The following is a 26,085-nucleotide window of genomic DNA, read 5'->3' on the forward strand; positions in this document are numbered from 1 at the left end:
TGCCCTCATGAGCCTCGCCCGTACGTTGATCGACGTACGGCCGCTGCGTACCTCCCCCGTCTTCCGGCGGCTGCTGATCGGGCGGACGGTGTCCGTGCTCGGCAGCTTCATGACCATGGTGACCGTCATGTACCAGGTCTGGGACATGACGCACAGCACGGTCTGGAGCGGTGCGGTCGGTCTCGCGCAGGCGCTGCCCATGGTGGGCGTGGGCCTGTTCGCCGGGTCGTGGGTGGACCGGGGCGACCGGCGGCGGATCTTCCTGGTCGCCACCGTCGGGCAGGCGGTCTGTGTGCTGCTCCTCGCGGTGCAGGGCTTCACGGGACATGTGCCGGTGGCCGGGATCCTCGCCCTGGTGGCGGCCGGCTCCTGCTTCGGCGCGGTCGGCGGCCCGGCGGCGGGCGTGTTCGTGCCGCGGCTGCTGCCCAAGGAGCAGGTGGCGGCCGGGCTGGCCCTCAACCAGGTCACCGGCCAGGCGATGATGCTGCTCGGCCCGGCGCTGGGCGGGCTGTTCCTCGGCTGGTTCGGCATCGGCGTCTGCTATCTGCTGGACACCCTGAGCTTCGGCCTCGCCTTCTACGGCGCCTTCGGCCTGCCCGCGCTGCCGCCGGAAGGCGAGCCGTCGCGGGCCGGGCTGCACGGTGTCCTGGACGGTCTGCGCTTCCTGGCCGGCGACCGGGTGGTGCGCGGCGCGCTGATCACCGACCTCGCCGCCACGATCCTCTCCATGCCGGTCAGCCTCTTCCCCCTGGTCAACGCCGAACGCTTCGGCGGCAACCCGCGCACCCTCGGCCTGTTCCTGTCGGCCGTCGCGGTGGGCGGTGTCACGGCGACGGCCCTGTCGGGTTCGGTCACCCGGCTGGGCCGCCCCGGCCTGGTGATGCTGTGCGGGGCGGCGACGTGGGGCACCGCGCTGGCGTTGTTCGGCCTGGCGAGCAGCCCGTGGGTGGGGCTCGGGCTGCTGGTGGTGGCGGGTGCCGCGGACGCCCTGTCGGTCGTCTCGCGCACCACGATCGTCCAGACCCGTACCCCGGACGCCCTGCTCGGACGGGTGACGGCCGCCGAGCAGATCGTCGGCCAGGCGGGGCCGCACGTGGGCAATCTGCGCGGCGGCCTGGTCGCGGGCTGGTCGTCCGGCGCGACCGCCCTCGTCACGGGCGGGCTGCTGTGCGTGCTGGCCGTGGCGTACGTCGGTGCGAGCACGCCGGAACTGCGTGACGGTGCCGCTATGCCGGACGAGCGATGATCTCCGCGGTGGGGTCCAGGCACCATCCCAGTACGGCGGGCCAGGGGCCGTAACCGGCGTCCAGGTCGAGGTGGGCTGCGCCGGGGAGGATGTCGGTCGGGAGGGCGAGGGGGCGGCCGTAGAGGGTGTCGGCGCCCTCCTCGCAGTACGGGTCGTCGTCGCCGGCGACTAGGCGGGTGGGGCCGGGGAGGGTGAACTCCAGGGGCGGCGGGGCGAATTCGGCGACCTCTGGGTGCCGTGCGAGTACGGTGCCGGACGGCGGGGCGACGAGCAGTACCCGGTCCATGGTGTCGAGTCCGGGTAGCCCGCGCGCGACGGCGTGCAGCCACAGCACGGCGGACAGGCTGTGGGCGACCACGACCCGCTCCGAGGTCGCGTCGAGGGTGGCGAGATGCCGGGGCAACTCCTCCAGCCAGACCTCGAGTTCGGGGTCGTCGGGGTTGGGTAGCTGCGGGTAGGTGACCTGGTGGCCGAGGTCGGTGAGGTGGTCGGACAGCCAGTGCTGCCAGTGGTCCTTGGGGCGGTGGTTCTGCCAGCCGTGGAGGATGAGGTAGGCGGTCATGGCGTCGATGGTTTCCGATCATCGACGTGCCGGTCCAGTGATTCTTTCGCCCCCGCCGCCCCTACCCGTCCCGTCCTTGAAGGGGCTCCGCCCCTTCGACCCCGCCAGGGGGCTCCGCCCCCTGGACCCCCATCGGCCCTGAACGGGCCTCGTCCTCAAACGCCGGACGGGCTGACATTGCCTGGACCGGCGCCGGGAGGTGACCGTCGCCGCCGCGAGGCAGAGCCCCCCGCGGGCGGGTGGGGGATCCGGAAGGCAGAACTCGTCCTCAAACGCCCCACGGGCTGCATGATGCCGGCCGGCGCCGGGAAGTGACCGCCGGACGTGCTGGACTAGGGAGTTGACCGCACCCGCGGCAAGTACCCGGCCACCCGCTTCTCCAGTCGCTCCCGGCACTGCGGCCACTCGCCCGTCGTGATCGAGAAGATCGCGGAGTCGCGCAGCCGTCCCTCCTCCCCCGGGGCCCAGGAGCGGGACCAGTTGCGCAGGACGCCCTCGAAGCGGGCGCCTACGCTCTCGATGGCGGCGCGGGAGCGGTCGTTGCGGGCGTCCGTCTTCAGGTCCACCCGGGACACGCCCCACTCCTCGAAGGCGTACCGGAAGAGCAGCAGCTTGGCCTCGGCGTTCACGCCCGTGCCCTGGGCCGAGCGGGCCAGCCAGGTGAAGCCGACCTCTATGGCGTCGAGTCGGTCGTCGGAAAGCCAGTAGCGCGGCTCCCAGTAGGAGGTGGCGCCCACCGCACGGCCCGAGGCGACGGAGACCTGCGCGTACGGCGCCAGCCGTCCCGCCGCCGCGCGGGCGTGCTGCGCGTCGATGTAGTCGCCGACCTCATGGGCCCTCGGCACCAACGTGAACGCGTAGGTGCCGCGCTCCTCCTCCGCCGCCACCGCCAGATCCGCCGCATGCCGGTGCTCCAGCGGCTCCAGGCGCACCAGCGCGCCCTCCAGGACCGGCCCGACCAGCTTGAAGCTCACCCGACAACCCCCGTCACAACCTCGCGCGCAGCGCCCCGAACTCCTCGTGGAATCCCGGGAAAGTCTTCCGCACGCACCCGGGGTCGTCGAACGAAATACCGGGCACGCGGAGCCCGGTCACCGCGAAGGACATCACGATGCGGTGGTCGCCGTACGTCTTGATCTCCACTGCGCTCGCGACCGGCGCACCCGGCTGGATCTCGATCCAGTCCGGACCGGTGGTCACCGCCACCCCCAGCCTCCGCAGGTTGTCCGCGCACGCCTCCAGCCGGTCGCACTCCTTCACCCGCGTGTTCGCCACGTCCTCGATCCGCACCGGTCCGGAGGCGAACGGCGCGATGGCGGCGAGGGTCGGCATGGTGTCGGAGATGTCGCGCATGTTGACCGTGACGCCCCGCAGTTCGCCCGTGCCGCGGACCGTCGTCGACTCCGCGCCCACCGACACCTGCGCGCCCATCCGCCGCAGTACGTCGACGAAGCCCAGGTCGCCCTGGAGCGCGCCCTCGCCCAGGCCCGGGACCGTCACCTCGCCGCCCGTGACGGCCGCCGCCGCGAAGAAGTAGCTCGCGGTCGACGCGTCGGGCTCCACCGCGTACGTCGTCGCGCGGTAGCCGCCCGGCGGGACGACGAAGACGTCCCCCTCGCGCCGCACCTCCACGCCGAACGCCCGCATCATCGCGATCGTGATCTCGACGTACGGCACCGAGACGAGGTCGGTGACGGTGATGCGCAGGCCGTTGCGGGTCAACGGCCCCAGCAGCAACAGCGCCGTCAGGTACTGCGACGACTGTCCCGCGTCCAGCGTCACGTCCCCGCCCTCGACGCCGGCCGCCGTCACCGTCAGCGGGTGGTGGCCCTCCTTCTGCGCGTGCCGCAGGTCCACGCCCAGGTCGCGCAGGGCGCGGGTGAGCGGGAGCAGGGGGCGGCGGCGCATCTGGGGCGAGGCGTCGAAGCGGTAGGTGCCGTGGCTGGCGGCGGCGGCCAGGGTGGGCAGGAAACGGGCCGTCGTCGCGCCGTCCCGGCAGTAGACGTCGGCCTCGGAGACAGCGGGGCCCTGCGGGCGGCCGTCGACCTGCCAGGTGTCCGGGGTCCGGCCGACGCGGTAGCCGAGCCGTACCAGCCCCTCGGCGAAGCCCTCCGTGTCGTCCGAGCGGAGCGGGCGCAGGAGGGTGGTGACACCGTCGGCCGCGGCCGCCAGGAAGAGGGCACGGGCGGTGATGGACTTGGAACCGGGGATGTCGACTGCGGGCATGCCCTCATGATCACTCGGGCGTCGGCCGCGGCGCCGGGACGTCCACGGGATGGACCCGAACCGGCCCTCGCCCGTCGCCCCACCCCGCCTCCCGCCCGACCTCGCGCCCGTTGCCCACGCGTCACGTGGAACCCGGTGTCCCCGGCCTTACCGACTTCGTGGATTCCGGCCAACCCCGGGAACCCAGCCCCACCCCCGCTCGTCCAACCCGCAAGCTGCCGGAGAGTCACCGTGGTGCGGTGTCGGCCCTCGCTGCTGGCTGCGATCGCTGACCACCCTCTCCGCCGCACCGCGGCCGGCAGCACGCCGTCATCGGCGCGCCCCCCTCCAACTGCGCCGATGGCGGCCCCTCTCCGGTTACGGTCCATGTTCCGGTTCCGCTTGCGCCCCATTCCCTTGACTGGCAGAAACTTCCCGGTTATTGGTGACTTCTCGGAAGTTTCCTTCAGCGCACCACCTCCGGAAGGAGCGCACGTGCCCGACACCAGCACGGGAAGCACAGGAAGCACCGGAAATACAGGCAGCACGGGAAACACCGCGAACCCTTCAAGACGTACGGTCCTCGCCGCCGGCGCCGGCCTCACCACCGCCCTGGCCCTCGGCGGCACCGCCCACGCCGACGCCCGGGACGACAGGAAACTGCGCGCCCTCATCGCCCGGATGACCCTGCCGGAGAAGGTCGGCCAGCTCTTCGTGATGCGGGTCTACGGCCACTCCGCCACCGCCCCCGACCAGGCCGACATCGACGCCAACCTCAAGGAGATCGGCGTCCGGACGGCCGCCGAACTGATCGCCAGGTACCGGGTGGGCGGCATCATCTACTTCACCTGGGCGCACAACACCCGCAGTCCGCATCAGATCGCCGACCTGTCCAACGGCATCCAGAAGGCGTCCCTCGCCCAGCCCCGCGGCCTGCCCGTCCTCGTCTCCACCGACCAGGAGCACGGCATCGTCTGCCGCGTCGGCGAGCCCGCCACCCTCTTCCCGGGCGCCATGGCCATCGGCGCCGGCGGCTCGCACACCGACGCCCGTACGCTCGGCCGTATCGCCGGACAGGAACTCAAAGCGCTCGGCATCCGGCAGAACTACTCCCCCGTGGCCGACGTGAACGTCAACCCGGCCAACCCGGTCATCGGCGTCCGCTCCTTCGGCGCCGACCCGGACGCGGTGGCCGGCATGGTCGCCGCCGAGGTGGCCGGATACCAGCGCTCGCCACACGACCGGCAGGTCGCGGCCACCGCCAAGCACTTCCCCGGGCACGGCGACACCGCCGTCGACAGCCACTACGGCTTCCCGGTCATCACGCACACCCGTGAGCAGTGGGAGGCCCTGGACGCACCGCCCTTCAGGGCCGCCGTCCGCGCCGGCATCGACTCCATCATGACCGCCCACATCATGGTCCCGGCCCTCGACGACTCCGGCGACCCGGCCACCCTCTCCCGCCCGATCCTCACCGGCATCCTGCGCGAGGAACTGGGCTACGACGGGCTGGTGGTGACCGACTCGCTCGGCATGGAGGGCGTACGGACGAAGTACGGCGACGACCGCGTCCCCGTCCTCGCGCTCAAGGCGGGCGTGGACCAGCTCCTCAATCCGCCGAACCTCGACATCGCGTGGAACGCGGTCCTCAAGGCCGTCCAGGACGGCGAGTTGACCGAGGCGCGGCTCGACGAATCGATCCTGCGGATCCTGCGGCTGAAGGCGAAGCTGCGGCTTTTCGAGGAGCCGTACGTCAGTCAGGGCGGGGTCGACCGCAACGTCGGCACCGCCTCCCACCTCAAGACCGCCGACCGCATCGCCGAGCGGACGACGACCCTGCTGGTCAACGAGGGGTCGCTGCTCCCGCTGTCCCGCAAGACCCACCCCAAGGTCCTGGTCGTCGGCGCCGACCCGGCCTCCCCGTCCGGCACGACGGGACCGCCGACCGGCGTGCTCGCCGCCGCCCTCACCGAACTGGGCTTCACGGCGACCGCCCTGTCCACCGGTACGGCACCCTCCGCCGGCACCGTCGCCCGGGCCGTCGCCGCGGCACAGGCAGCGGACGCGGTGGTGGTCGGGACCTACAACGTCACGGCGAGCAGCACGCAGAAGACGCTGGTCGAGCAGCTCCTCACGACGGGGAAGCCGGTGCTGGCGGTCGCGATCCGCAACCCGTACGACGTGGCCCATCTGCCCGCCGTCCCCGCCTACTTGGCCTCGTACTCCTGGACCGACGTCGAGCTGCGGGCGGCGGCGCGGGTGATCGCCGGGCGGGTGGCACCGCGCGGGAAGCTGCCGGTGCCGGTGCAGCGGGCGGACGATCCGACGCGGGTGCTGTATCCGATCGGGCACGGGCTGTCGTACCGGAGCAGTTAGCGCGGTGTAGCACTTTGGACGTAGCGCCCGTACGCCACACAACGGGCGTACCCACCCCCAACCGACGCAAAGGACCCCACACGTCTGGCGTGCGCCCGCCGCATCGGGTCACGCTGGACGGGGGTACCCGGGGGGAGTGCGATGCGCGGGAGAAGTGCCATGGGGGTGGCCTTTGCGTTGGTGGCGCTGTTTGTCGCGTTGCTGACGGGGTGTCATGGTTCGTCGGGGGCGGCGGAGGAGGACGGGCAGCTCGGCGAGAGCCGGAGCGCGAACGCGAGCGAGCAGCAGGCGACGACGCCGACCGTGCCCGTCGGCTTCGGCGCGGTGTTCCTCGGCGTCGACGAGTGCAGTTCCTTCGGGACGACGAGCTTCACCGAGGTGTCCTGCACCAGTGAGCGGGCGGCGGCGCGGGTCGTGGCGCGGCACGACGGCAAGGTGGGCGACGGGCCGCTGTGCCCCGGGACCACGGACTTCGTCCTCCACATCAGCGAACAGAGCCGCACGTCCGACGAGGACGGCGACGGCGCGATCCCGCAGGGCTACGCCTGCATGCGCAACCTGACCTCGCCCCACCCCGGCGACCCCGGCGGCGGAGGCGGCCCCCGCACGATCGTCGGCGACTGCGTCTACAGCTCCGGCGACGGCCAGGTCCGCGAGACGTCGTGCGACGGCAAGGGCGAGCAGAAGCCGCAGTACAAGGTGACCAAGTCCGTCGCCGAGCGAGCCGACTGCCCCCTGTCGACGGCCCTGTACGTCCAACTGGGCGGCGAGAAACCGGTGGGGTGCGCGCGGCCGGTGTGAGGCCGCAGTCGGGACTGATCAGGCGAGGCCGGTCAGCCGCTGCCCGGGACCGGTCAGCACAGAATCCAGCCCTTGCTCACCGAGCCGCTGCCCACCCGCCCCTTCACCCACACGCACCGCTGCCCGGCGTGCACGGTCACCGGTCCCGCGTGGTGGCTGTAGTACCACTCGTCGACGACCGCGTTGGCGCGGCGCGCCTGCACGCTGACCATCATCCACTGCTTGCGGCCGGGATCCTTGGGCTTGGTGACGGCGCAGACGTAGCCGCCCTTCTTGTAGACGTACAGCGTGCCGGTGGCGAACGGGTACGTCTTGACCTTGCGCCCCTCGCAACGCGTGGGGGCCGCCTGCGCCTCGGCCGGGGCCGCGACCGCGAGCAGTCCGGACGCGGTCAGCAATGCCAGGCCGACCGCCACTCGTCGGCGTATCGCTCCTCTGTCCACAGTGTTGTCCTCCCCGCACACCGGCAATGAGCGTACTGGTGTACGGACGCACGGCGTATGCCGGATGGTTGCACGGCCGTCACGCCGCAGCGGCCTCGGACTCGGACTCGCCGATGAACGTCCGCCACAACTTCGCATACAGCCCGCCCCGCGCCAGCAGTTCCTCGTGCGTGCCGTCCTCGGCGACCCGGCCGTGGTGCATCACCACCACCCGGTCCGCCCGCGCGGCGGTCGTCAGGCGGTGGGCCACGACGAGTGTCGTACGGCGGCCCGCGAGCCGGTCCGTCGCCTGGTTGACCTGGGCCTCGGTGGCCAGGTCCAGCGCGGCCGTCGCCTCGTCGAGGAGCAGGATGTCGGGGTCGACCAGCTCGGCGCGGGCGAGGGCGATCAGCTGGCGTTGCCCGGCGGAGAGGTTGCGGCCGCGCTCGGCGACCTCGTGGAGGTAGCCGCCGTCGAGGGTGGCGATCATCTCGTGGGCGCCCACCGCCCGCGCGGCGGCCTCGACCTCGGCGTCCGTGGCGTCCGGGCGGCCGTAGGCGATGGCGTCGCGGACGGTGCCCTGGAAGAGGTACGCCTCCTGCGGGACGACGCCGAGACGGTGCCGGTACGAGGTGATGTCCAGGGAGCGCAGATCCGTGCCGTCGACCGCGACCCGGCCGCCGGTGGGGTCGTAGAAGCGGGCCACCAGCTTGACGAGGGTCGACTTGCCGGCGCCGGTCTCGCCGACGAAGGCGACCGTCTGCCCGGCGGGGATGCGCAGGTCGATCCCGCCGAGTGCCTCCTCCTCGTCGCCGTACTTGAAGTGCACGTCCTCGAAGGCCACCTCGCCCCGCAGCGACAGCACCTCCAGCGGCTCCTCGGCGGCCTTCGTCGAGGTCGGTTCCTGGAGGAGCTCCTGGATGCGGCCGAGCGAGACCGTGGCCTGCTGGTAGCCGTCGAAGACCTGGGAGAGCTGCTGGACCGGGGCGAAGAACAGGTCGATGTAGAGCAGGTACGCCACCAGCGCACCGGTCGTCAGCGTCGCGTCGTCGATCCGGGCCCCGCCCGCGATCAGCACCGCCGCCGCGGCCGCCGACGACAGGAACTGCACGAAGGGGAAGTAGATCGAGATCAGCCACTGACCCCGGACACGGGCCTTGCGGTAGCTGTCGCTGCGCTCGGCGAACCGCGCGCCGCCGTCCCGCTCGCGCCGGAAGGCCTGCACGATGCGCAGCCCGGACACCGACTCCTGGAGGTCGGCGTTCACCGACGACACGCGCTCACGGGCGAGTTCGTACGCCTTCACGCTCGCCCGGCGGAAGAAGAACGTCGCGACGATCAGCGGCGGCAGCGTCGCGAAGACGACGAGCGCCAGCTGGAGGTCGAGCACCAGCAGGGCCACCATGATGCCGAAGAAGGTGACGACGGAGACGAAGGCGGTGACCAGGCCCGTCTGCAGGAACGTCGACAGCGCGTCGACGTCCGTCGTCATCCGCGTCATGATCCGGCCGGTCAACTCCCGCTCGTAGTAGTCGAGTCCGAGCCGCTGGAGCTGGGCGAAGATCTTCAGCCGGAGGGAGTACAGGACGCGCTCACCGGTGCGCCCGGTCATCCGCGTCTCGCCGATCTGCGCCACCCACTGGGCGGTGACGGCGAGCAGCGCGAGGAGGGACGCCGCCCAGACGGCGCCGAGGGCGGCCTGGGTGACACCCGAGTCGATGCCGTGCCGGATCAGGACCGGGAGCAGCAGTCCCATGCCGGCGTCCACGGCGACGAGGCCGAGGCTGATCAGGAGAGGCAGCCCGAAGCCGCGGAGCAGCCGCTTGAGTCCGTACGACTCCTCCGGGCGCACCGCACGGCCCTCGTCGATGTCGGGGGTCTCGGCCGCCGGGGGCAGCGCCTCCACCTGGGCGAGCAGCTCGGGGGTGGCCGGGGACTCCGTCAGCGCCAGGTCCTTGCGCTCGCGGTCGCCGGTCCACAGCCGCGGGGTCACCCCGCGCTCGGCGTCGAACTCGGCGTCCAGTTCGTCCCGTACGGAGGTGTCCTCCCGGGGGCAGGCGGGCTGGGCGTGGCCGGGTGAGACGCCGCCGAGTTCGTCGGGGTCGGTGAGCAGGCGGCGGTAGAGAGCGGACCGCTCCTGCAGCTCCTCGTGGGTGCCGATGTCGGCGAGGCGGCCGGCGTCGAGGACGGCGATGCGGTCGGCGAGGCCGAGGGTGGAGCGGCGGTGGGCGATGAGGAGGGTGGTGCGGCCCTCCATGACGTGCTTGAGCGCCTCGTGGATCTCGTGTTCGACACGGGCGTCCACCGCCGAGGTCGCGTCGTCGAGGACGAGGAGCCGGGGGTCGGTGAGGATCGCGCGGGCGAGCGCGACGCGCTGGCGCTGACCGCCGGAGAGGGTGAGGCCGTGCTCGCCGACCTTGGTGTCGTAGCCCTCGGGCAGCTCGGCGATGAAACGGTCCGCCTGGGCGGCGCGCGCGGCGGCCTCGATCTCCTCGTCGGTCGCTTCGGGGCGGCCGTACGCGATGTTGTTGCGGACCGTGTCCGAGAAGAGGAAGGAGTCCTCGGGCACCAGCCCGATCGCGGCACGCAGCGAGTCCTGGGTCAGCTCGCGCACGTCGTGGCCGCCGACGAGGACGGCGCCGTGTGTGACGTCGTAGAAGCGCGGGAGGAGGAGGGAGACGGTCGACTTGCCGGAGCCGGAGGAGCCGACGACGGCGAGGGTCTCGCCGGGCTGGATCTCGAAGGAGAGCCCGTCCAGGACCGGACTGGTCCTGCCGGAGGCGTCCTCGTATCCGAAGGACACGTCGTCGAACTCGACGGTCGCGGGCGCGTCGGCGGGCAGCGTCTTGGTGCCGTCCTTGATCGACGGCTCGGTGTCGATCAGCTCCAGCACGCGCTCGGTACCGGCGCGGGCCTGCTGCCCGACCGTGAGGACCAGGGCGAGCATCCGGACCGGTCCGACCAGCTGGGCGAGGTAGGTGGAGAAGGCGACGAACGTACCGAGCGTGATGTGCCCGCGCACGGCCAGCCAGCCCCCCAGCGCCAGCATGGCGACCTGCCCGAGGGCCGGGACGGCCTGCAGCGCCGGGGTGTACCTGGAGTTGAACCGGATGGTGCGCAGCCGCCCCGCGAAGAGCCGCCGGCTGACCTCCCTGAGCTTCCCGGTCTCCTGCTCCTCCTGCCCGAAGCCCTTCACCACGCGTACGCCGCTGACGGCCCCGTCGACCACGCCCGCGACGGCGGCGGCCTGGGCCTGGGCGTACCAGGTGGCCGGGTGCAGCTTGGTGCGGCTGCGCCCCGCGATCCACCACAGGGCGGGGGCGACCGCGAGGGCGACCAGCGTGAGCGGCAGCGACAGCCACGCCATGACGACCAGGGAAATCAGGAAGAGCGCGAAGTTCCCGATGGTCATCGGGAGCATGAAGAGCAGGCCCTGGATCAGCTGGAGGTCGCTGGTGGCGCGCCCGACGACCTGCCCGGTGGACAGCTCGTCCTGCCGCCGCCCGTCGAGCCGGGTGATCGTCCCGAACATCTCCGTCCGCAGATCGTGCTGGACGTCGAGGGCGAGGCGGCCGCCGTAGTAGCGGCGGACGTAGGCGAGGACGTAGACGGCGAGGGCGGCGGCGATGAGCAGACCCGCCCAGACGGCCATGCTGCGGCGGTGGTCGCCGATCACGTCATCGATGATCACCTTGGTGATCAGCGGGACGAGGGCCATGACGGCCATGCCGGCGAGGGAGGAGCCGAGGGCGAGGATCACATCCTTGGGGTAGCGCCACGCGTAGCCCCACAGTCGTCGTGCCCATCCCCGTTGCGCTGCCACGCCGGTGCCCTCCGTCGGTCCTGACCTGCCGGAAGGCACCAACGCCGACGAGCTCCGATTTCATCCCACCGCAACAAACGGGGGCGGTGGGCTCAGATGCGTACGCGCAGGTAATAGAACCGGGTCGTCTGTACGGCGTTCTGGTTGTCGTCGCTGACCAGCAGCACCTTCAGGCGCCCCTTCGAGTACCCCGTGATCGCCATGCCCTCGATGTTGTCCAGCAGCGGGTTCGGCTGGGGCTGCTTGGCGGTCGCTCCCAGTGACGGGCAGTTCACGATGTCGGCGAGGAGCGTCTTCTTGATCAGACGTACGCCGTCCTGGCCCGTGGGGTCCGTGAGGTTCTCGATGCCGCTCGTGTCCGTGGCGCGGCGCGGGTCGGCCAGGTAGAGGCGGACCGTGTTGCCGACGCCGGCGGTGAAGCCGCGCTCCAGGACGAGGAGGCGGCCGTCGGGGGTCGCCTGGACCTCGGGGACGCCGAGGCCGGTGTCGGCGCGGTAGGCGTACTGGGCGCCGAGCTCGAAGTGACCGCCCGTCGCCGGCGTCCGCTGCCAGGTCTGGAAGCGGACGATGCCCGCACTGTCACCGGAGAGGGCGTACTCCATGGAGGCGAGCAGCGTACGGCCGCCGGGAAGCAGGGTGAGGCCCTCGAAGGTGCCGTTGGAGACGGCGCGGCCCGCCGGGGCGACCTTCAGGGCCTGCGGCACAGGCAGGCGGTCGAGGATCTTGCCGTCGCGGGAGTAGCGGCGTACGGACGGCTCGGTCTCGGAGGAGATCAGCCGGGTGCCGTCCCGGTCGACGACGAGGCCCTCGGAGTCGAGGGCGGCGCCGCTCTCGTCGGCGAGCGGGACGACGCCCTTCGGCGCGAGCGTCTGCGAGTCCAGGCTGAACAGGGACGAGCGATCGGAGACAGCCGCGAGCGATCCGTCGCGGTGGTCGACGGCGAGCGCGGAGAAGTTGCCGACGAAGGTGCCCTCGTACGTCGTCTTGTCGAGCGCGTCGGAGAAGCGGTCGAGGGAGACGGACGGCGAACAGGCATGGGTGTACTGCGAGTCGGCGTGGGCGTTCGCCGGGACGGTGGCCGTGGCGGTCAGGCAGGTGGCCGCCGCCAGGCCCGCGGTGGCGGTGGCGAGTACGGTTCTCAGGCGCATGGGGGTCACCGTAGGGCGGGTGGGTGACGCGAGGTAGGCCGCCGCGTTAAGGGTCAGCTCGCCGCCAGGTCCTTGTGGATGACCTTGGCGACGCCCTGAATGGTCGCGATGCCGTAGTTCATGGTGCTGTTGCCGTGCGTGAGCACCGTGATCATGTAGTCGTGGCCGCCGCCCTTGAACGCGCCGACGCTGTGCACCCGCCAGCCGTGGGTGGAGCGCTGCAGCCAGCCGTTCTTGACCGCCACGGAGACACCGGACGGCACTCCGTACGGCGTGCCCCAGCGCTGTGAGGACACCACCTGGCCCATCAGCTTCAGGATGTAGGCACGGGAGTTGTCGCTGAGCACCGCGTTCCTTGCGGTGATGAGCTTGAGCAGCTTCTGCTCGTCGGTGACGGTGATCTGGGTCAGACCCCAGTAGCCGTTAGCGCCGGGCTTGGTCTGGGTCATGCCGGCGGCGGTGAGGAATCCCTTGATCTTCGTCAGACCGAGCTGCCTCCAGAGCGTGCTGGTCGACGCGTTGTCCGACTTGGTGATCATGGCCTTGGCGAGGGACGTCTCACGGTCGGTCAGATACCGGTTGTGCTTCTTCGCGTCCCACAGCAGCGTGGCGAGGACGGTGACCTTGACGACGCTGGCGGAGTCGTAGGCGCTGGAGGCCCTGAGCGCGCAGGTGGTGTTCGTGGAACGGTCGTAGAGGCCGACCGCGATGGTCCCCTTGCGGTTGGCCAGGGCGGCGGTGATGTCCCTCTTCAATTTGTCGGCGAGGCCGGCCTTGGCCGACGTACAGCTGACGGTGGGCGTGGTCGCCGCGGCGGCGGGCGTGGCGGCGGCGACGGCCGATATGAGCACACCGGCACCCACACCGGCCGCGACGAACGCTCTCGCACGCCTGGAAACGCCTCTTGACGTCCCGCTCGGCGTCCCGCTCGACGTCCCCTGAGTCCTTGATGTCCCGTGAGTCATGCCCTCTTGACTCACGAGGCCGGACGAAAGGTTGTACGCGCGTGAGAGGTTGTGAGAGTGATGACTGCCGCCGACGTGTTGACCGTCATCTCCCTGCTGCACGAGGCGAGGACCGACATCTGGATCGGCGGCGGCTGGGGCGTCGACGCGCTGCTCGGCGAGCAGACCCGCGACCACCGTGACCTGGACCTGATGCACCGCCAGGAACAGGAGCCGGCGGTGATGGCGGCCCTCGCGGACGCCGGTTTCGCGGAAACCCTGGACTGGCGGCCGGTCCGGTTCGTGGTCACGGCGCCGGACGGGCGGGAGATCGATCTGCATCCGCTGATCTTCGCCGAGGACGGCTCGGCGATGCAGCCATCACTTCAGCCGTCGCGTCCGTTCGTCTACCCCGCGTCGTGCTTCGTGACGGGCACGACATGGTTCAGCTGCGGCGGGTGTTCGGAATCGCGACTCACTTCTGATCCCGGTCGGACTCTTCACAGATGAGTACGGGAAGACGCGCGCCCCGGCTCTCCGCGATGCGCCGGACATCGGCCAACGCCTCGCCCATCCGGGCGAGCAGGAACCGGAGCTGCGCGGGTGTCGCCCGCCGGTCGGCGAGCATGTCGGCCACGTGGTCGAGGAGGTCGTCAGCCATTCCGAGCTGCACGCTCTCGACGGTGTCGGCCACGCGAGAGACATGGCCGGTGCCGTCGCCGACGAGGTAACAGGGCTTACCCTCCGACCCCGTCCAGGGCAGCAGTCGCGCGCCACCCGCGTCGTTCATGTCTCCCATCACTTGGCGCCCCTCACGACCTTCGAGGGCATGCCGCACGATCCCATGCCGATCCCGAGCAGGACGGTCGGCCCGTCCGCGTACCGGGGCGCTCGATCACGCCGTAGCAGCAGTGCGAAGAGGCGGGCGATGCGGTGACGCATGTCGTGAACTCCGTTCCGTAGCGATCCACTCACAGAGTGAGACGTCCCGGTCTAGGCTCGCCAAAGGGTCGCGTGTGACCAGGCATTCGTCACAAGGGAGTTGGCCATGAGCAACACGTACGGTGACTGGCTCAGGCAGCAGCGCGAGGCAGCGGGGCTGACGCAGGAGGAGTTGGCCGACCGGGCGATCATGACGCGTTCGCATATCGCGCATATTGAGGCGGGGCGGCGGGTGCCGTCGAAGGAGGATGCGCGGCGGCTGGACAGTGCCCTAAACACGGGGAATGTGCTGAGTACCTTTCTGCCGCAGGACGACGTGGCGGTCGCTGACTACTTCGAGGCAGTGCTCGCACTCGAACAACAGGCGGTGATGATCCGCGAGTTCGCGTTGGCGTACTTCCCGGGCATCCTCCAAACGAAAAGGTACGCGCGTGCGGTCCTGGGCTCGGCGTTCCCTCGCGTGAGCGAGGAGGAATGTGACAGGCGCCTCGTCACACGCCTTGAGCGCGCGAAGATTCTCGAAGACCCGGTGACGCCCGTGGTGTGGGTGCTGCTGGACGAGACGGTACTGCGACGCCCTGTGGCCAGTGAGGACGTCATGGCGGAGCAGATCATGCACGTCGTTCGTCTCGCCGAGACTGGACGCATCCGCGTCCATGTGATGCCGTTTGGTGTAGGCCATCACCCACTCATGCGGAGCATGCTCACGCTGATGTGCTTCGAGGACCAGCCGCCTCTCGCGTACACCGAGGGGCAGGAGATGGGGAAACTGCACGACTCCCCGTCCGTGGTCGGCCAGTTGCAGAGTCGCTACGCTCTCGCACTGAGCGACGCGATGCCGTTGAAGGAGTCACTGGCCCAGCTCAGGGCCACTGCTAAGGAGTACGGACACCATGACTGACCGAGCCATCCCGGACGCGGCCACGCTGAGCGGCTGGCGCAAGTCGTCCTACAGCGGCCCCAACGCCGACAGCTGCCTCGAAGTCCTCGACCACCACCCCTCCGGCGTACCCGTCCGCGATTCCAAGAACCCGCACGGCCCCGCCCTGCTCTTCCCGGAATCCAACTGGTCGGCATTCATCAGTGCGGTCAAGGGCGGCGACCTCCGCCCCTAGCCGTTGCCGTACTCGTCATGGCGGCGCAGCCAGTGCATCTGCTCGCCCTCCTCGTGGCGGCCCAGCGGCGCACGGTCGAGGAGGCCGTAGTAGGCCATGGCAGGCTCAAGGCCGCGCGCGGTGGTGACGTACGTCCGGTACACGGTGCTGTCCGAGAGGGTGTAGGCACTCAGCCCCGGTCCCTCAGTGACGTAACTGGCCACGTCCGTGCCGCACGCCTGCGCCATCTGGCGTACGGTCGCCGGGTAGCCGCCCTCCAGGAACGGCTTCAGCTCCTCTGCGGTGTAGACGAACCCCAGGTCGCGGTGGAAGTCGCTGCCGCCGCTGGAGACCCAGTCGAAGTTCCAGCCCATCCGCCGCCGGTAGCCGAGGAGTTTGTCGAGCGGTGCGCGTGAGGAGCAGATCAGCGTCACGTCACGGGCCTTGAGATGGACCGCGTTGGGGCTGAGGGTGTCCGCGATCGAGGAGCAGACCGGGCAGCCCGCCTCGTACGGCGGACCGAACATGAAGTGGTAGACGAGCAGCTGCGAGCGCCCGTCGAAGAGGTCGCCGAGCGACTTGGGTCCGTCCTCGGTGTCGAAGCCGTAGTCCTTCTCGACCGGCACCCAGGGAAGCTCCCGCCGCTTGCGGGCGAGCTCGTCGCCGCGACGGGTGAGCTCCTTCTCTTGGGCGAGCAACTCGGCTCGGGCTGCGTCGAACTCTTCCTGTGTGCCGACCCTGTGCTCGGGCATCGTCCTATCCCTCCTGTAGGGAGGTCATACGTCCACCGTACGCGCGCGGCGAAAAATTCTCTTTCCGGACTCCTATGCGTTGTCCTTTGCGTTGTCCTTTGCGTTGTCCTTTGCGTTCTCCTTTGCCTTTTCACAGCCGGGTGCCAGGTATGACACAGCGCGCACCCACCCCCGATTTGCACGATGCGGCCGTGACCTCTGCGACTTCTGCCACCGATACGCACGCCCACGCGACAATGCCCCCGCAGCCGCCGTCCCACGACACCGCTCCGCGCTGGTCGCTCCCCGCGCTGATCGCGATCCTGATCCTGGCGGCGGTGCTGTACTCCTGGAACCTGTCCGGCTCCAGCCTCAACAGCTTCTACAGCGCGGCCGTACTGAGCGGCACGCAGAGCTGGAAGGCGTGGTTCTTCGGCTCGCTGGACGCGGGCAACTTCCTGACCGTGGACAAGCCGCCGTTCGCCCTGATGGTGATGGGGCTGTCGTGCCGGGTCTTCGGCTACGGCACCTGGCAGATGATGCTGCCGATGATCCTGGTCGCGCTGGCGACGATCTGGATCGTGCACGCCTCGGTGAAGCGGGTGTGGGGCCACGGCGCGGCGACGGTCGCCGCGCTGGTGCTGGCCCTGACCCCGATCACGGTCGCCATCAACCGTGACAACAACCCCGACACTCTGCTGGTGTTCCTGATGGCCGGCGGCGCGGCGCTCGCCCTGCGGGCCGTCCACAACGGCAAGTTGCTGCCGCTGGTCGGCTCCGCGGTGTGCTTCGGCCTCGCGTTCAACACGAAGATGCTGCAGGGCTACATCGCGCTGCCCGCCGTCTTCGCGGTCTACCTCTACGCGGCCGAGCCGAAGCTCGTGAGGCGCATCGTGAATCTGCTCATCGCTGGTGTCGCGCTCGCCGTCTCCAGCTTCTGGTGGGCCGCGGCGGTCTCGCTCGTACCCGCCGACGAGCGCCCCTACATCGGCGGTTCGACGGACGGTACGGCCTGGGACCTGATCATGGGCTACAACGGCCTCGGCCGGATCCTCGGCGGCGAGGGCAACGGCGGAGGCGGGGGTGGCGGAGGCGGCGGCTTCTCCGGGACCGCCGGGATCGGCCGACTCTTCAACGACATCCTCGGCGGCCAGATCTCCTGGCTGATCCCCTTCGCGGCCCTCGCCTGCATCGGCGGACTCGTGCTGTGCGGGCGCGCCCCGCGCACCGACCTCACCCGCGCCGCGCTGCTGCTGTGGGGCGGCTGGACCGCGCTGCACTACCTGACCTTCGCCATGGCCGAGGGCACGATGCACCCCTACTACACGACCGCGCTCGCCCCCGGCATCGCGGCGCTGTGCGGAGGCGGCGGCGTGATGCTGCTGCGCGCGTTCCGCGCCGACAAGCGGTGGGCATGGGCGCTGCCGACGGGGCTGGCGGTCACGGCGATCTGGGCGGTCGTACTCCTGCGGCGGGCCTCCGGCTGGAACACCTGGCTGTGGCCGGCGATCGCCGTCGTCATGGCGCTGGCGATCGTGGGGCTGCTCGTCTCCCGGTCCGCGTCCGGCAACCGGCTGCGGCTGCTGGCGGCTTCCGTGACGGCGGCGATCGTCGCCGCGGTGGCGGGTCCGGCGGCGTACGCCTGGTCGGTGCCGTCCGGTTCGGGCGGCGGCATGGGCGGTACGAACCCGACGGCCGGGCCTTCGACGGGGAGCGGCTTCGGCGGCGGCCCCGGTGGGGGCGGCGGCCGAGGCGGCTTCGGCGGCGGGCAGATGCCGGGCGGCACCCAGCAGGGCGGCCAGAACAACCAGGCCGGCGGCCAGTACGGCCAGAACGGCGGCGGACAGATGATGCCGGGTGGCGGAAACGGCGAACTGCCCGCCGGCCAGAGCGGGCAGAGCAGTCAGAACGGCCAGGCTCCCGGCGGCACCGGCGAGATGGGCGGTACCCCGCCGAACGGCACCGGCGACGGCGGTACGGCCCCCGGCGGGACAGGCACCGGCAACGGCGGGGGAGGTGGGGCCCTGCCGGGCGGCATGGGCGGCGGCCGCTTCGGCGGAGGCGGCGGGATGGGCGGCGGCGCGAGCAGCGAGCTCATCACGTACCTCAAGAAGCACCAGGACGGCGCCAAGTGGCTGCTGGCGGTGTCGAGTTCGCAGAGCGCGGCGCAGCTGATCCTGAGCAGCGGTGAGCCCGTCATCTCCATGTGGGGCTGGTCCGGCAGCGACAAGGCGATGACGTTGGCCAAGCTCAAGGAGCTGGTGAAGAAGGGCGAGTTGCACTACGTCCAGATCGGTGGCGGCGGCATGGGCGGGGGCCCCGGCGGCGGCAGCAGCGTCAGCTCCGAGGTCACGGAGTGGGTGCAGAAGAACGGGACGGCGGTGAAGGAGAGCGAGTACAGCTCGGCTTCCAGCTCGGACACGGACTCCAACTCCAGCAACTCCTCCCAGAGCAACCAGTCGACCGTCTACCGCCTGGACCCGTCGGACGTCAGCTGACCCCGACCGACTCCACGTTCAACGGCCCCCAGCCCACCCGCCGGGGGCCGTTCCGCATTCCCGACCACGCGTCAACTCGCGTAGACAGCCCCGATTTGCCGTTTCCCGTCACCCAATGGACACGCGCAAGCCCTCGACACCACCGCATGTCCATGCCACTCTCCCGTTTGCCGCCTCCATTCAACCCGCGTAGATGGGACACCCCACATGCTGGCGACACGCATACGCCGCAGCCGCTGGAAGTCAGTGGCGCTGACGACGGCAGCCGTCCTGGTCGGCCTCACCACCCCGGCGCTCACCGCTTCCCCGGCCGCCGCGACGACGACGGAGTACGACGACACGTACTACGCCGACGCGATCGGCAAGTCCGGCACGGCCCTGAAGGACTCGCTGCACACGATCATCAGCGACCAGACGAAGATCTCCTACTCGGCAGTCTGGAACGCGCTGAAGGTAGCCGACCAGGACCCGAACAACAGCAGCAACGTCCTCCTGCTGTACAGCGGCGTCTCCCGCAGCAAGTCCCTCAACGGCGGCAGCACTGGCAACTGGAACCGCGAGCACACCTGGGCCAAGTCCCACGGCGACTTCGGCGAGGTGACCGGCCCCGGCACCGACCTGCACCACCTGCGCGCGTGCGACGTCCAGGTCAACAGCATCCGCGGCAACCTGGACTTCGACAACGGCGGCAGCGCCGTCACCAACGGCGGCGGCAGCACCGTCGACTCCGACTCCTTCGCGCCGCGCGCCGCGGACCGGGGCGACGTGGCCCGCATGATCCTCTACATGGCCGTGCGCTACGAGGGCGACGACGGCTTCGCCGACCTGGAGCCCAACGAGAGGGTCGGCAACGGCTCCGCCCCCTACATGGGCAAGCTCTCCGTCCTCAAGGCGTGGAACGAGGCGGACCCGCCGAGCGCCTTCGAGGAGCGCCGCAACGAGGTCATCTACGACAGCTACCAGCACAACCGCAACCCGTTCATCGACCACCCGGAGTGGGTCGAGGCGATCTGGTAGGCGACCGGGCCCTGCTCAGTCACCGTAGAGCCGTGGACGCGCCAGGGGCCTCGTCGGCCCCTGGCGCGCTCGGGCACCACCTGTGCAGCCGAATAACCTGCGCCGATCCGATGCCGTTGACCCGGCTATGAAGAAGATCAGCGCGCTCGCCGCGTTCACCATGGCAGCCCTCGTACTAGCCGGCCCGGCCCACGCCGACGACGGCGACCGGGGCCGTATCAACATCGCCGGCCACCGGGACCTCTCCACCGCCTACCTCTGCAGGCAGGCACTCGCGCTCGTACCGGTAGCCGTGCCGTGGACCGGTCCCGCGCTGGACGACGCCTGCTACAACCGCGACCACATCGACGACACGCGCGACGGCCGCTGAGGCATCACGTCGTGAGGTGCGTCGGCGCGAACATCCGCAGCACCGCCGGGAGGACGACCACCGACGGGCCGGGCTCGGACAGCGCCTTCGCCAGGTCGGCCTCCAGGGTCTCCGGGGTCGTACGGACCCCGGGGACGCCGAAGGACTCGGCCAGCGCCACGTAGTCCGGTCGCGTCAGTTCCGTTGCCGTGGCCTGGCCGAAGGCGTCCGTCATGTATTCGCGCAGGATGCCGTAGCCGCCGTCGTCGACGATGAGCCAGGTGACGTTCAGGTCGTACTGGCGTGCCGTCGCGAGCTCGGCGATCGAGTACAGGGCCCCTCCGTCGCCGGAGACCGCGAGGACCGGTCGGGTCGGGTCCGCGGCCGCCGCGCCGAGGGCTGCCGGGAAGCCGTAGCCGAGACCGCCGGCGCCCTGGGCGGAGTGCATGTGGTTGGGGCCCTTGGCGTCGAAGGCCGACCAGGCCCAGTAGGCCAGGATGGTCATGTCCCAGAAGGACGGGGAGTCGGCGGGCAGGGCACGGCGTACGGACGCCAACACTCCCTGTTCCAGGGTGAGTTCCTGGGCGGCGATGCGGTCGGCGACCTTCGCGAGGACCTCACGGACGCGCTCCGGCGCCGACGGGCCCGCCCGGCCGTCCTCGCGCTCCGTCACCGTCTCCAGCAGTGCCTGCAAGGCGAGCCGCGCATCCGCGTGGATGCCCAGCGCCGGGTGGTTGGACTCCAGCTTGCCGAGGTCGGCCTCGATCTGGATGACCCGGCCTCGCGGCTTGAACGTGTGGTAGTTCGAGGAGAGTTCGCCGAGGCCCGAGCCGACGACGAGGAGTACGTCGGCGTCCTCCAGGAAGTCGGTGGTGTGCCGGTCCTCGATCCAGGACTGGAGGGACAGGGGGTGCGTCCAGGGGAAGGCGCCCTTGCCGCCCGGCGTCGTGACGACCGGGGCCTGGAGCGTCTCCGCCAGCTGACGGAGCTTCCTCGATGCGTCCGCCCGTACCACTCCCCCGCCCGCGATGATCGCCGGGCGAGCGGCTCGGGACAGCAAGTCGGCTGCCACCGCCGTCAGTTCCGGGCGCGGCGGCAGCTCCTCGGGGAAGGCGTCGCCGCCCGTCACCACCGGGATCGACGTCTGCGCCAGCAGCACGTCCTGCGGGATCTCCACCCACACCGGCCCGTGCGGGGCCGTGAGCGCCGACTTCCAGGCCGCCTCGACGGCGGAGGGGATCTGGGACTGGGTGCGGACCGTGTGGACCGACTTCACCACGCCCCGGAACGAGGCCGCCTGGTCGGGGAGTTCGTGCAGGTAGCCGTGGCGGCCGCCGCCCAGGCCGGCCGTCGGGATCTGGCTGCTGATCGCCAGCACGGGGGCCGACGCCGCGGCCGCCTCCTGCAGCGCGGCCAGCGAGGTCAGCGCCCCCGGGCCCGTCGACAGCAGCAGCGGGGCAGCCTCGCCCGTGATCCGGCCGTACGCGTCCGCCGCGAACCCGGCGTTGTTCTCCACCCGCAGCCCGATGTACCGCAGGTCGGAGCGGCGCAGCGCGTCGAACATGCCCAGTGCGTGCTGGCCGGGCAGCCCGAAGACCGTCGTCGCGCCGAGCCCGGCCAGCGTCTCCACGACCAGGTCTCCGCCGTTGCGGCCGGCGGGAGGATTCAGAGCGGCTGCAATCTGCGCCTCCGTCGGGCGGAGTACCAGGTCGTGGTCGTGGGTCACTTGCCCTCGTTCTCCTTACGGGCCGCCGCGATCTGGCGGGACATGATCGTGGTCAGTTCGTACGCCGTGTGGGACGCGGCCACCGACGTGATCTCGGCGTGATCGTACGCGGGCGCCACCTCGACGACGTCCGCGGAGACCAGGTTGCAGGACGCCAGGCCGCGCAGGATCTCCAGCAGCTCGCGGGAGGTCATGCCGCCCGCCTCGGGGGTGCCGGTGCCGGGGGCGTGCGCCGGGTCGAGGCAGTCGATGTCGATGGAGATGTAGAGCGGGCGGTCGCCGATGCGCTGGCGCAGCTGGTCGGCGACCTCGTCGGCGCCGCGCCGGTAGACGTCAGCGGACGTGACGATGCCGAAGCCCATCTTCTCGTCGTCGGTCAGGTCCTGCTTGCCGTACAGCGGGCCGCGGATGCCGACGTGGGAGAGCGCCTCGGTGTCGAGGATGCCCTCCTCGACCGCGCGCCGGAACGGGGTGCCGTGGGTGTACTCCGCGCCGAAGTACGTGTCCCAGGTGTCGAGGTGGGCGTCGAAGTGGAGCAGCGCGACCGGGCCGTGCTTCTTGGCGACCGACCTCAGGAGGGGCAGCGCGATGGTGTGGTCGCCGCCCAGGGTCATCAGGCGGGCGCCCGTGCCGAGCAGGTCGTCCGCGGCAGCCTCGACCGTCTCGACGGCCTCGTTGATGTTGAACGGGTTCACCGCGATGTCCCCGCCGTCCGCCACCTGCGCGAGGGCGAAGGGAGAGGCGTCCTGCGCCGGGTTGTACGGGCGCAGCAGCCGGGAAGCCTCCCGGATCGCGTTGCCGCCGAAGCGGGCGCCCGGCCGGTACGAGACGCCCGAGTCGAACGGCACACCGACCACGGCGACATCGGCGCGGCCGACCTCGTCGAGGCGGGGCAACCGGGCGAAGGTCGCGGGTCCGGCGTACCGAGGGATACGGGAGGAGTCGACGGGGCCGCGGGGCGTCTCGTTGCCAGTCATCGTGAAATGCCTTCTTTCCTACGCTTCGTCGCGTATGTACTTCTGCCTGTGACTCTACTGGGGAGCCGGCACCGGTTCGGACACGAGTTCGGGGTTCCGCCCGGCAAGGCGCTCACGCCAGGCAGCGAGTACGGCCGCGTCGGTCGGCCTTGTCATCAAGGAGACGGCTATGTAGACGGCGAGGGAAGAGAGCAGGCCGTAGTAGACGGGCTCGTTGGCCAGGATGCCGTAGGTCGCCATCAGGCCGATGACGGCGAGACCGCCGACCGCGACGGAGGCGAGCGCGCCCTGGGCCGTGCCCCGCTTCCACAGCAGTCCGCCGAGGATCGGGACGAGGAGTCCGCCGACGAGCAGGTTGTACGCCACCGTCAGCGCCTCGACGACATTGTTCAGCGCGATGGCCGTAGCGATCACGGCGAGGCCCATGATGAGGATGAAGGCGCGGTTGCCCTGCACCTCGTCTCGCTCACCGGTCGTGATCCTCCCCCGCAGCCGCGACCAGATGTCGTTGTTGGCGACGGTCGCGCAGGCGATGAGCGCGCCGGAGGAGGTGGACATCACTGCGGCGAGGGCGGCGGCGAGCACCAACCCGCGTACGCCGACCGGGAGTTCGTCCTTGACGATGGTCGCGAACGCGTCGTCCGCACTGGCGAGCTTGGGGTAGAGCACCTTGGCCGCGGTGCCGATGACGGCGCCGGCGAGGGCGTAGGCGAGACAGTAGGTGCCGGCGACGGTGCCGCCCCACTTGGCGGTCCTGTCGCTGCGGGCGGTGAAGACGCGCTGCCAGATGTCCTGCCCGATGAGCATGCCGAAGGTGTAGATGAGCACGTAGGTGAAGATCGTCTCGCCGCCGATGCCGAGCGGGTCGAAGTACTCGGTCGGGAGCTTGGCCTTCATCTCGCTGAAGCCGCCCGCCTTGACGACGGCGATGGGCAGCAGGAGCAGCAGCACCCCGACCGTCTTCACCACGAACTGCACCATGTCGGTGAGGGTGATCGACCACATGCCGCCGAGCGTGGAGTAGGCGACGACGATCGAGCCGCCGAGGATGATCGCGACGGTGCGGTTCATGTCGAAGAGGACGTCGAAGATCGTGGCGTACGCGATGGTCGACGTGACCGCGAGCATGAGGGTGTACGCCCACATGACGACACCGGAGATGACACCGGCCCGGCCGCCGTAGCGCAGGTCGAGCATCTCGGAGACGGTGTAGACCTTCAGGCGGGCGATGCGGGCGGAGAAGAAGACGGAGAGGGCGAGGAGCCCGAGGCCGATGGTGAACACCATCCAGGCGCCGGAGAGCCCGTACTGGTAGCCGAGCCCCACACCGCCGATGGTGGACGCGCCGCCGAGGACGATCGCGGCCATGGTGCCGGAGTACATCGTCGGGCCGAGCCGCCGCCCGGCGACCAAAAACTCGCTCTTGGACTTGGCGCGGCGCATGCCCCACCAGCCCATGGCCAGCATGCCGGCCAGATAGACGACGATGACTGTGTAGTCGACGGCCACGGGGACCTCCCTCAATCGAACGCTCTAGTCGCCGGGGGGTGACAGACGTCGACACTAGGTGGCCGGAAAGCGACTGCGAAGTGTACGTTTCATCCATCCGCGGTTGCGTGACTGGAGGAAACATCCACATGCCGGACCCAGCCGTTCCGCCCACCCCACCGGTACCGCTCGCGGCGCTCCTGGCCCGCGAGGACCTGGGCCTGCGCCAGATCGCCGGCCCGCGGGACACGGACACTGGCACGGACACAGGCACAGGCACGGACACGGGCACGGTCATCCACTGGGCGCACACCTCGGAAATGGCCGATCCGTATCCGTATCTGCTGGGCGGCGAGCTGCTGCTGACGGCCGGGGTGCACATCCCGGAGGCGGCGGGTTCGGGGACCTACTTCGACGACTACGTGTCGAGGATCGTGGCGGCGGGCGGCGCGGCGCTCGGCTTCGGGCTCGCCCCCGTGCACGACACGGTGCCGCGCGCCCTGGTGGCGGCGTGCGACATGTACGGTCTGCCGCTTCTGGAGGTCCCGCCCCGGACGACGTTCTCGGGCGTGGCCCGCGCGGTCTGGCAGCTCATGGCCCAGGCCCGCCACGCCGAACTGCGGCGCGTGACGGAGGCCCAGCAGAGCCTGGCGGCAGCGGCCTCCCGCCCGGATCCGGTACGTGCGGTCCTGCGGCAGCTGGCCCAGCGGGTGGCGGGCTGGGCGGTGCTGTACGGGCCGGAGGGGGCGGTGATCGGGGAGGCGGGTCGGGGGCCCGAGGAGGCGGTGAGCGGGGCACTGGCCGAGCTCGCGGTGGTCGTACGCCCCTCGGGTCCGGGAACCCCCACCTCCGCATCCGACACCATCGCCGGCACCCACCTCGCCACCTACGCCCTCGGCGCCGGCCAGGGCTTCGTCCTCGGCGTCGCCGCCCCGCACCGCGACCCCGGCGACCACACCATCGCCTCCGTCGCCGCCGTACTCCTCTCCCTGCTCACCGGCGAGCACCAGAGCGGCTCGGGAGCGGACCGTTCGTCGGCTCTCGTACGGCTGCTGCTGGGCGCCGAGCCGCAGGCGGTGGCCCCGCTGCTCGGCGCCGACCGGTGGCTCGTGGTGCACGGCCGCCCCGACACCCAGCCCTGCGATCCGGTCGCGGCCTCGGCGCTGGGCGCGGCGCTCGGCTCCCCGCTGGTCGACCTGGCGCGGGACGTCGTACGCGTCCTCGTCCCGGCGGACCGCGAACCGGTCCCGCAGTCCGGCTGGACCCTGGGCGTCAGCGCCCCCACGACCCCGCACGACTGGCCGACGGCCGACACCCAGGCGGCCCGGGCCCTGTCCCGGGCGAGGGCCACCCGCACGCCCCTGTTCCGGCACGGCACCCACCGCCCGGCCCTCACGGACCTGCTCTCCCCCGACGAGGCGGAGGCCCACGCCCGCGCCCTCCTCGCGCCCCTCACCGGTCCCCTCACGGAGACCCTGCGCACCTGGCTCTCCCTGCACGGCAGTTGGGACCGCACGGCCGTCGCCCTGTCCGTCCACCGCAACACCGTCCGGCAACGGATCGCCCGTTGCGCGGTGCTCCTCGACTCGGACCTGGACGACCCGGACGTACGCATGGAGTTGTGGTTCGCCCTGCGTCACAGCGAACGGTGATCCACACCGAACGGTGATCTACACAGTGACCCGCGTCGCACGCGCACCGGACGCGGGCGTTCCGACAGTTGTCTGCCTCACAAT

The 26,085-nt window shown here is 70.9% G+C and carries 23 protein-coding genes; 10 read left to right on the forward strand and 13 right to left on the reverse strand.

Features of this window, described 5'->3' with window-relative positions; all coding sequences use genetic code 11:
* Positions 1-7: 7 nt before the first annotated feature.
* On the forward strand, positions 8-1,246 hold the full coding sequence (locus tag EHO50_RS05500; protein ID WP_128428624.1) for an MFS transporter: 1,239 nt from the start codon (positions 8-10) through the stop codon (positions 1,244-1,246).
* Here EHO50_RS05500 and EHO50_RS05505 read toward each other — a convergent pair.
* The 3 genes from EHO50_RS05505 to aroA all read right to left on the reverse strand — a co-directional run bounded on the left by EHO50_RS05505 (position 1,227) and on the right by aroA (position 4,034).
* Positions 1,227-1,808 (reverse strand): RBBP9/YdeN family alpha/beta hydrolase, encoded by a 582-nt coding sequence (locus EHO50_RS05505; RefSeq protein WP_128428625.1) that lies wholly within the window; start codon positions 1,806-1,808, stop codon positions 1,227-1,229. The two genes, EHO50_RS05500 and EHO50_RS05505, sit on opposite strands and share 20 nt — an antisense overlap.
* A 332-nt stretch (positions 1,809-2,140) precedes the next feature.
* Positions 2,141-2,782: a GNAT family N-acetyltransferase gene (locus tag EHO50_RS05510; RefSeq protein ID WP_128428626.1), complete on the reverse strand. Its 642-nt coding sequence runs from the start codon at positions 2,780-2,782 to the stop codon at positions 2,141-2,143.
* A 13-nt stretch (positions 2,783-2,795) separates the two neighbouring features.
* Positions 2,796-4,034, reverse strand: a complete 1,239-nt coding sequence (gene aroA, locus EHO50_RS05515; RefSeq protein WP_128428627.1) for a 3-phosphoshikimate 1-carboxyvinyltransferase — start codon at positions 4,032-4,034, stop codon at positions 2,796-2,798.
* Between the two features lie 474 nt (positions 4,035-4,508).
* Between aroA and EHO50_RS05520 the strand changes: the two genes are divergently transcribed.
* Entirely contained in the window at positions 4,509-6,389 is a 1,881-nt protein-coding gene (locus tag EHO50_RS05520; protein ID WP_128428628.1) for a glycoside hydrolase family 3 protein, read from the forward strand.
* A gap of 159 nt (positions 6,390-6,548) precedes the next feature.
* Positions 6,549-7,190 carry a hypothetical protein gene (locus EHO50_RS05525; RefSeq protein WP_246101023.1) on the forward strand — a complete coding sequence of 214 codons (642 nt, stop codon included), beginning with the start codon at positions 6,549-6,551 and terminating at the stop codon, positions 7,188-7,190.
* Between the two features lie 53 nt (positions 7,191-7,243).
* On the opposite strand, the gene EHO50_RS05530 is transcribed toward EHO50_RS05525, so the two are convergent.
* The 4 genes from EHO50_RS05530 to EHO50_RS05545 all read right to left on the reverse strand — a co-directional run bounded on the left by EHO50_RS05530 (position 7,244) and on the right by EHO50_RS05545 (position 13,434).
* The gene (locus tag EHO50_RS05530; protein WP_128428630.1) at positions 7,244-7,633 is read right to left on the reverse strand and encodes a cupredoxin domain-containing protein; all 390 of its coding nucleotides are present in this window, start codon (positions 7,631-7,633) and stop codon (positions 7,244-7,246) included.
* A 79-nt stretch (positions 7,634-7,712) separates the two neighbouring features.
* Positions 7,713-11,435 (reverse strand): ABC transporter ATP-binding protein, encoded by a 3,723-nt coding sequence (locus tag EHO50_RS05535; RefSeq protein ID WP_128428631.1) that lies wholly within the window; start codon positions 11,433-11,435, stop codon positions 7,713-7,715.
* A gap of 92 nt (positions 11,436-11,527) precedes the next feature.
* Positions 11,528-12,583 (reverse strand): esterase-like activity of phytase family protein, encoded by a 1,056-nt coding sequence (locus EHO50_RS05540; protein ID WP_128428632.1) that lies wholly within the window; start codon positions 12,581-12,583, stop codon positions 11,528-11,530.
* Positions 12,584-12,636: 53 nt separating this feature from the next.
* The gene (locus tag EHO50_RS05545; protein WP_246101024.1) at positions 12,637-13,434 is read right to left on the reverse strand and encodes a serine hydrolase; all 798 of its coding nucleotides are present in this window, start codon (positions 13,432-13,434) and stop codon (positions 12,637-12,639) included.
* Between the two features lie 174 nt (positions 13,435-13,608).
* On the opposite strand from EHO50_RS05545, the gene EHO50_RS05550 reads away from it, so the two are divergent.
* The gene (locus EHO50_RS05550) at positions 13,609-14,037 is read left to right on the forward strand and encodes a nucleotidyltransferase domain-containing protein (protein ID WP_246101025.1); all 429 of its coding nucleotides are present in this window, start codon (positions 13,609-13,611) and stop codon (positions 14,035-14,037) included.
* On the opposite strand, the gene EHO50_RS05555 is transcribed toward EHO50_RS05550, so the two are convergent.
* Both EHO50_RS05555 and EHO50_RS43890 read right to left on the reverse strand, forming a co-directional pair.
* Complete coding sequence (locus EHO50_RS05555) at positions 14,003-14,317, reverse strand: hypothetical protein (RefSeq protein WP_128428995.1); 315 nt, start codon at positions 14,315-14,317, stop codon at positions 14,003-14,005. The two genes, EHO50_RS05550 and EHO50_RS05555, sit on opposite strands and share 35 nt — an antisense overlap.
* An 8-nt stretch (positions 14,318-14,325) precedes the next feature.
* Positions 14,326-14,469 (reverse strand): hypothetical protein, encoded by a 144-nt coding sequence (locus tag EHO50_RS43890; RefSeq protein ID WP_164904755.1) that lies wholly within the window; start codon positions 14,467-14,469, stop codon positions 14,326-14,328.
* Between the two features lie 106 nt (positions 14,470-14,575).
* Between EHO50_RS43890 and EHO50_RS05560 the strand changes: the two genes are divergently transcribed.
* Together EHO50_RS05560 and EHO50_RS05565 are read left to right on the forward strand one after the other, a co-directional pair.
* Positions 14,576-15,370, forward strand: a complete 795-nt coding sequence (locus EHO50_RS05560; RefSeq protein WP_128428634.1) for a helix-turn-helix domain-containing protein — start codon at positions 14,576-14,578, stop codon at positions 15,368-15,370.
* On the forward strand, positions 15,363-15,584 hold the full coding sequence (locus EHO50_RS05565) for a DUF397 domain-containing protein (protein WP_128428635.1): 222 nt from the start codon (positions 15,363-15,365) through the stop codon (positions 15,582-15,584). The genes EHO50_RS05560 and EHO50_RS05565 overlap by 8 nt, the downstream gene beginning before the upstream one ends.
* On the opposite strand, the gene EHO50_RS05570 is transcribed toward EHO50_RS05565, so the two are convergent.
* A complete protein-coding gene (locus tag EHO50_RS05570; RefSeq protein ID WP_128428636.1) occupies positions 15,581-16,315 on the reverse strand; it encodes a DUF899 domain-containing protein in 735 nt (244 codons plus the stop codon). The genes EHO50_RS05565 and EHO50_RS05570 overlap by 4 nt on opposite strands.
* 149 nt (positions 16,316-16,464) lie before the next feature.
* Here EHO50_RS05570 and EHO50_RS05575 point away from each other — a divergent pair, with 149 nt between their 5' ends.
* The 3 genes from EHO50_RS05575 to EHO50_RS05585 all read left to right on the forward strand — a co-directional run bounded on the left by EHO50_RS05575 (position 16,465) and on the right by EHO50_RS05585 (position 20,179).
* Positions 16,465-18,792: an ArnT family glycosyltransferase gene (locus tag EHO50_RS05575; protein WP_425472133.1), complete on the forward strand. Its 2,328-nt coding sequence runs from the start codon at positions 16,465-16,467 to the stop codon at positions 18,790-18,792.
* A 207-nt stretch (positions 18,793-18,999) separates the two neighbouring features.
* Positions 19,000-19,809 (forward strand): endonuclease I family protein, encoded by an 810-nt coding sequence (locus EHO50_RS05580; RefSeq protein WP_128428637.1) that lies wholly within the window; start codon positions 19,000-19,002, stop codon positions 19,807-19,809.
* A 127-nt stretch (positions 19,810-19,936) separates the two neighbouring features.
* Positions 19,937-20,179 (forward strand): DUF2147 domain-containing protein, encoded by a 243-nt coding sequence (locus EHO50_RS05585; protein WP_128428638.1) that lies wholly within the window; start codon positions 19,937-19,939, stop codon positions 20,177-20,179.
* Between the two features lie 4 nt (positions 20,180-20,183).
* Here EHO50_RS05585 and EHO50_RS05590 read toward each other — a convergent pair whose 3' ends face one another.
* The 3 genes from EHO50_RS05590 to EHO50_RS05600 are packed head-to-tail and all read right to left on the reverse strand — an operon-like array spanning position 20,184 to position 24,370.
* Positions 20,184-21,884, reverse strand: coding sequence for a thiamine pyrophosphate-binding protein (locus EHO50_RS05590; RefSeq protein WP_128428639.1), 1,701 nt, complete (start codon positions 21,882-21,884; stop codon positions 20,184-20,186).
* On the reverse strand, positions 21,881-22,861 hold the full coding sequence (gene speB / locus EHO50_RS05595; RefSeq protein WP_128428640.1) for an agmatinase: 981 nt from the start codon (positions 22,859-22,861) through the stop codon (positions 21,881-21,883). The genes EHO50_RS05590 and speB overlap by 4 nt, the downstream gene beginning before the upstream one ends.
* A 54-nt stretch (positions 22,862-22,915) precedes the next feature.
* A complete protein-coding gene (locus EHO50_RS05600; protein WP_128428641.1) occupies positions 22,916-24,370 on the reverse strand; it encodes a sodium:solute symporter family protein in 1,455 nt (484 codons plus the stop codon).
* A 128-nt stretch (positions 24,371-24,498) separates the two neighbouring features.
* On the opposite strand from EHO50_RS05600, the gene EHO50_RS05605 reads away from it, so the two are divergent.
* Positions 24,499-26,001: a PucR family transcriptional regulator gene (locus tag EHO50_RS05605; RefSeq protein WP_128428642.1), complete on the forward strand. Its 1,503-nt coding sequence runs from the start codon at positions 24,499-24,501 to the stop codon at positions 25,999-26,001.
* Positions 26,002-26,085 lie beyond the last annotated feature (84 nt).

Source organism: Streptomyces cyaneus (assembly GCF_004028635.1).
GTDB lineage: Bacteria > Actinomycetota > Actinomycetes > Streptomycetales > Streptomycetaceae > Streptomyces > Streptomyces cyaneus.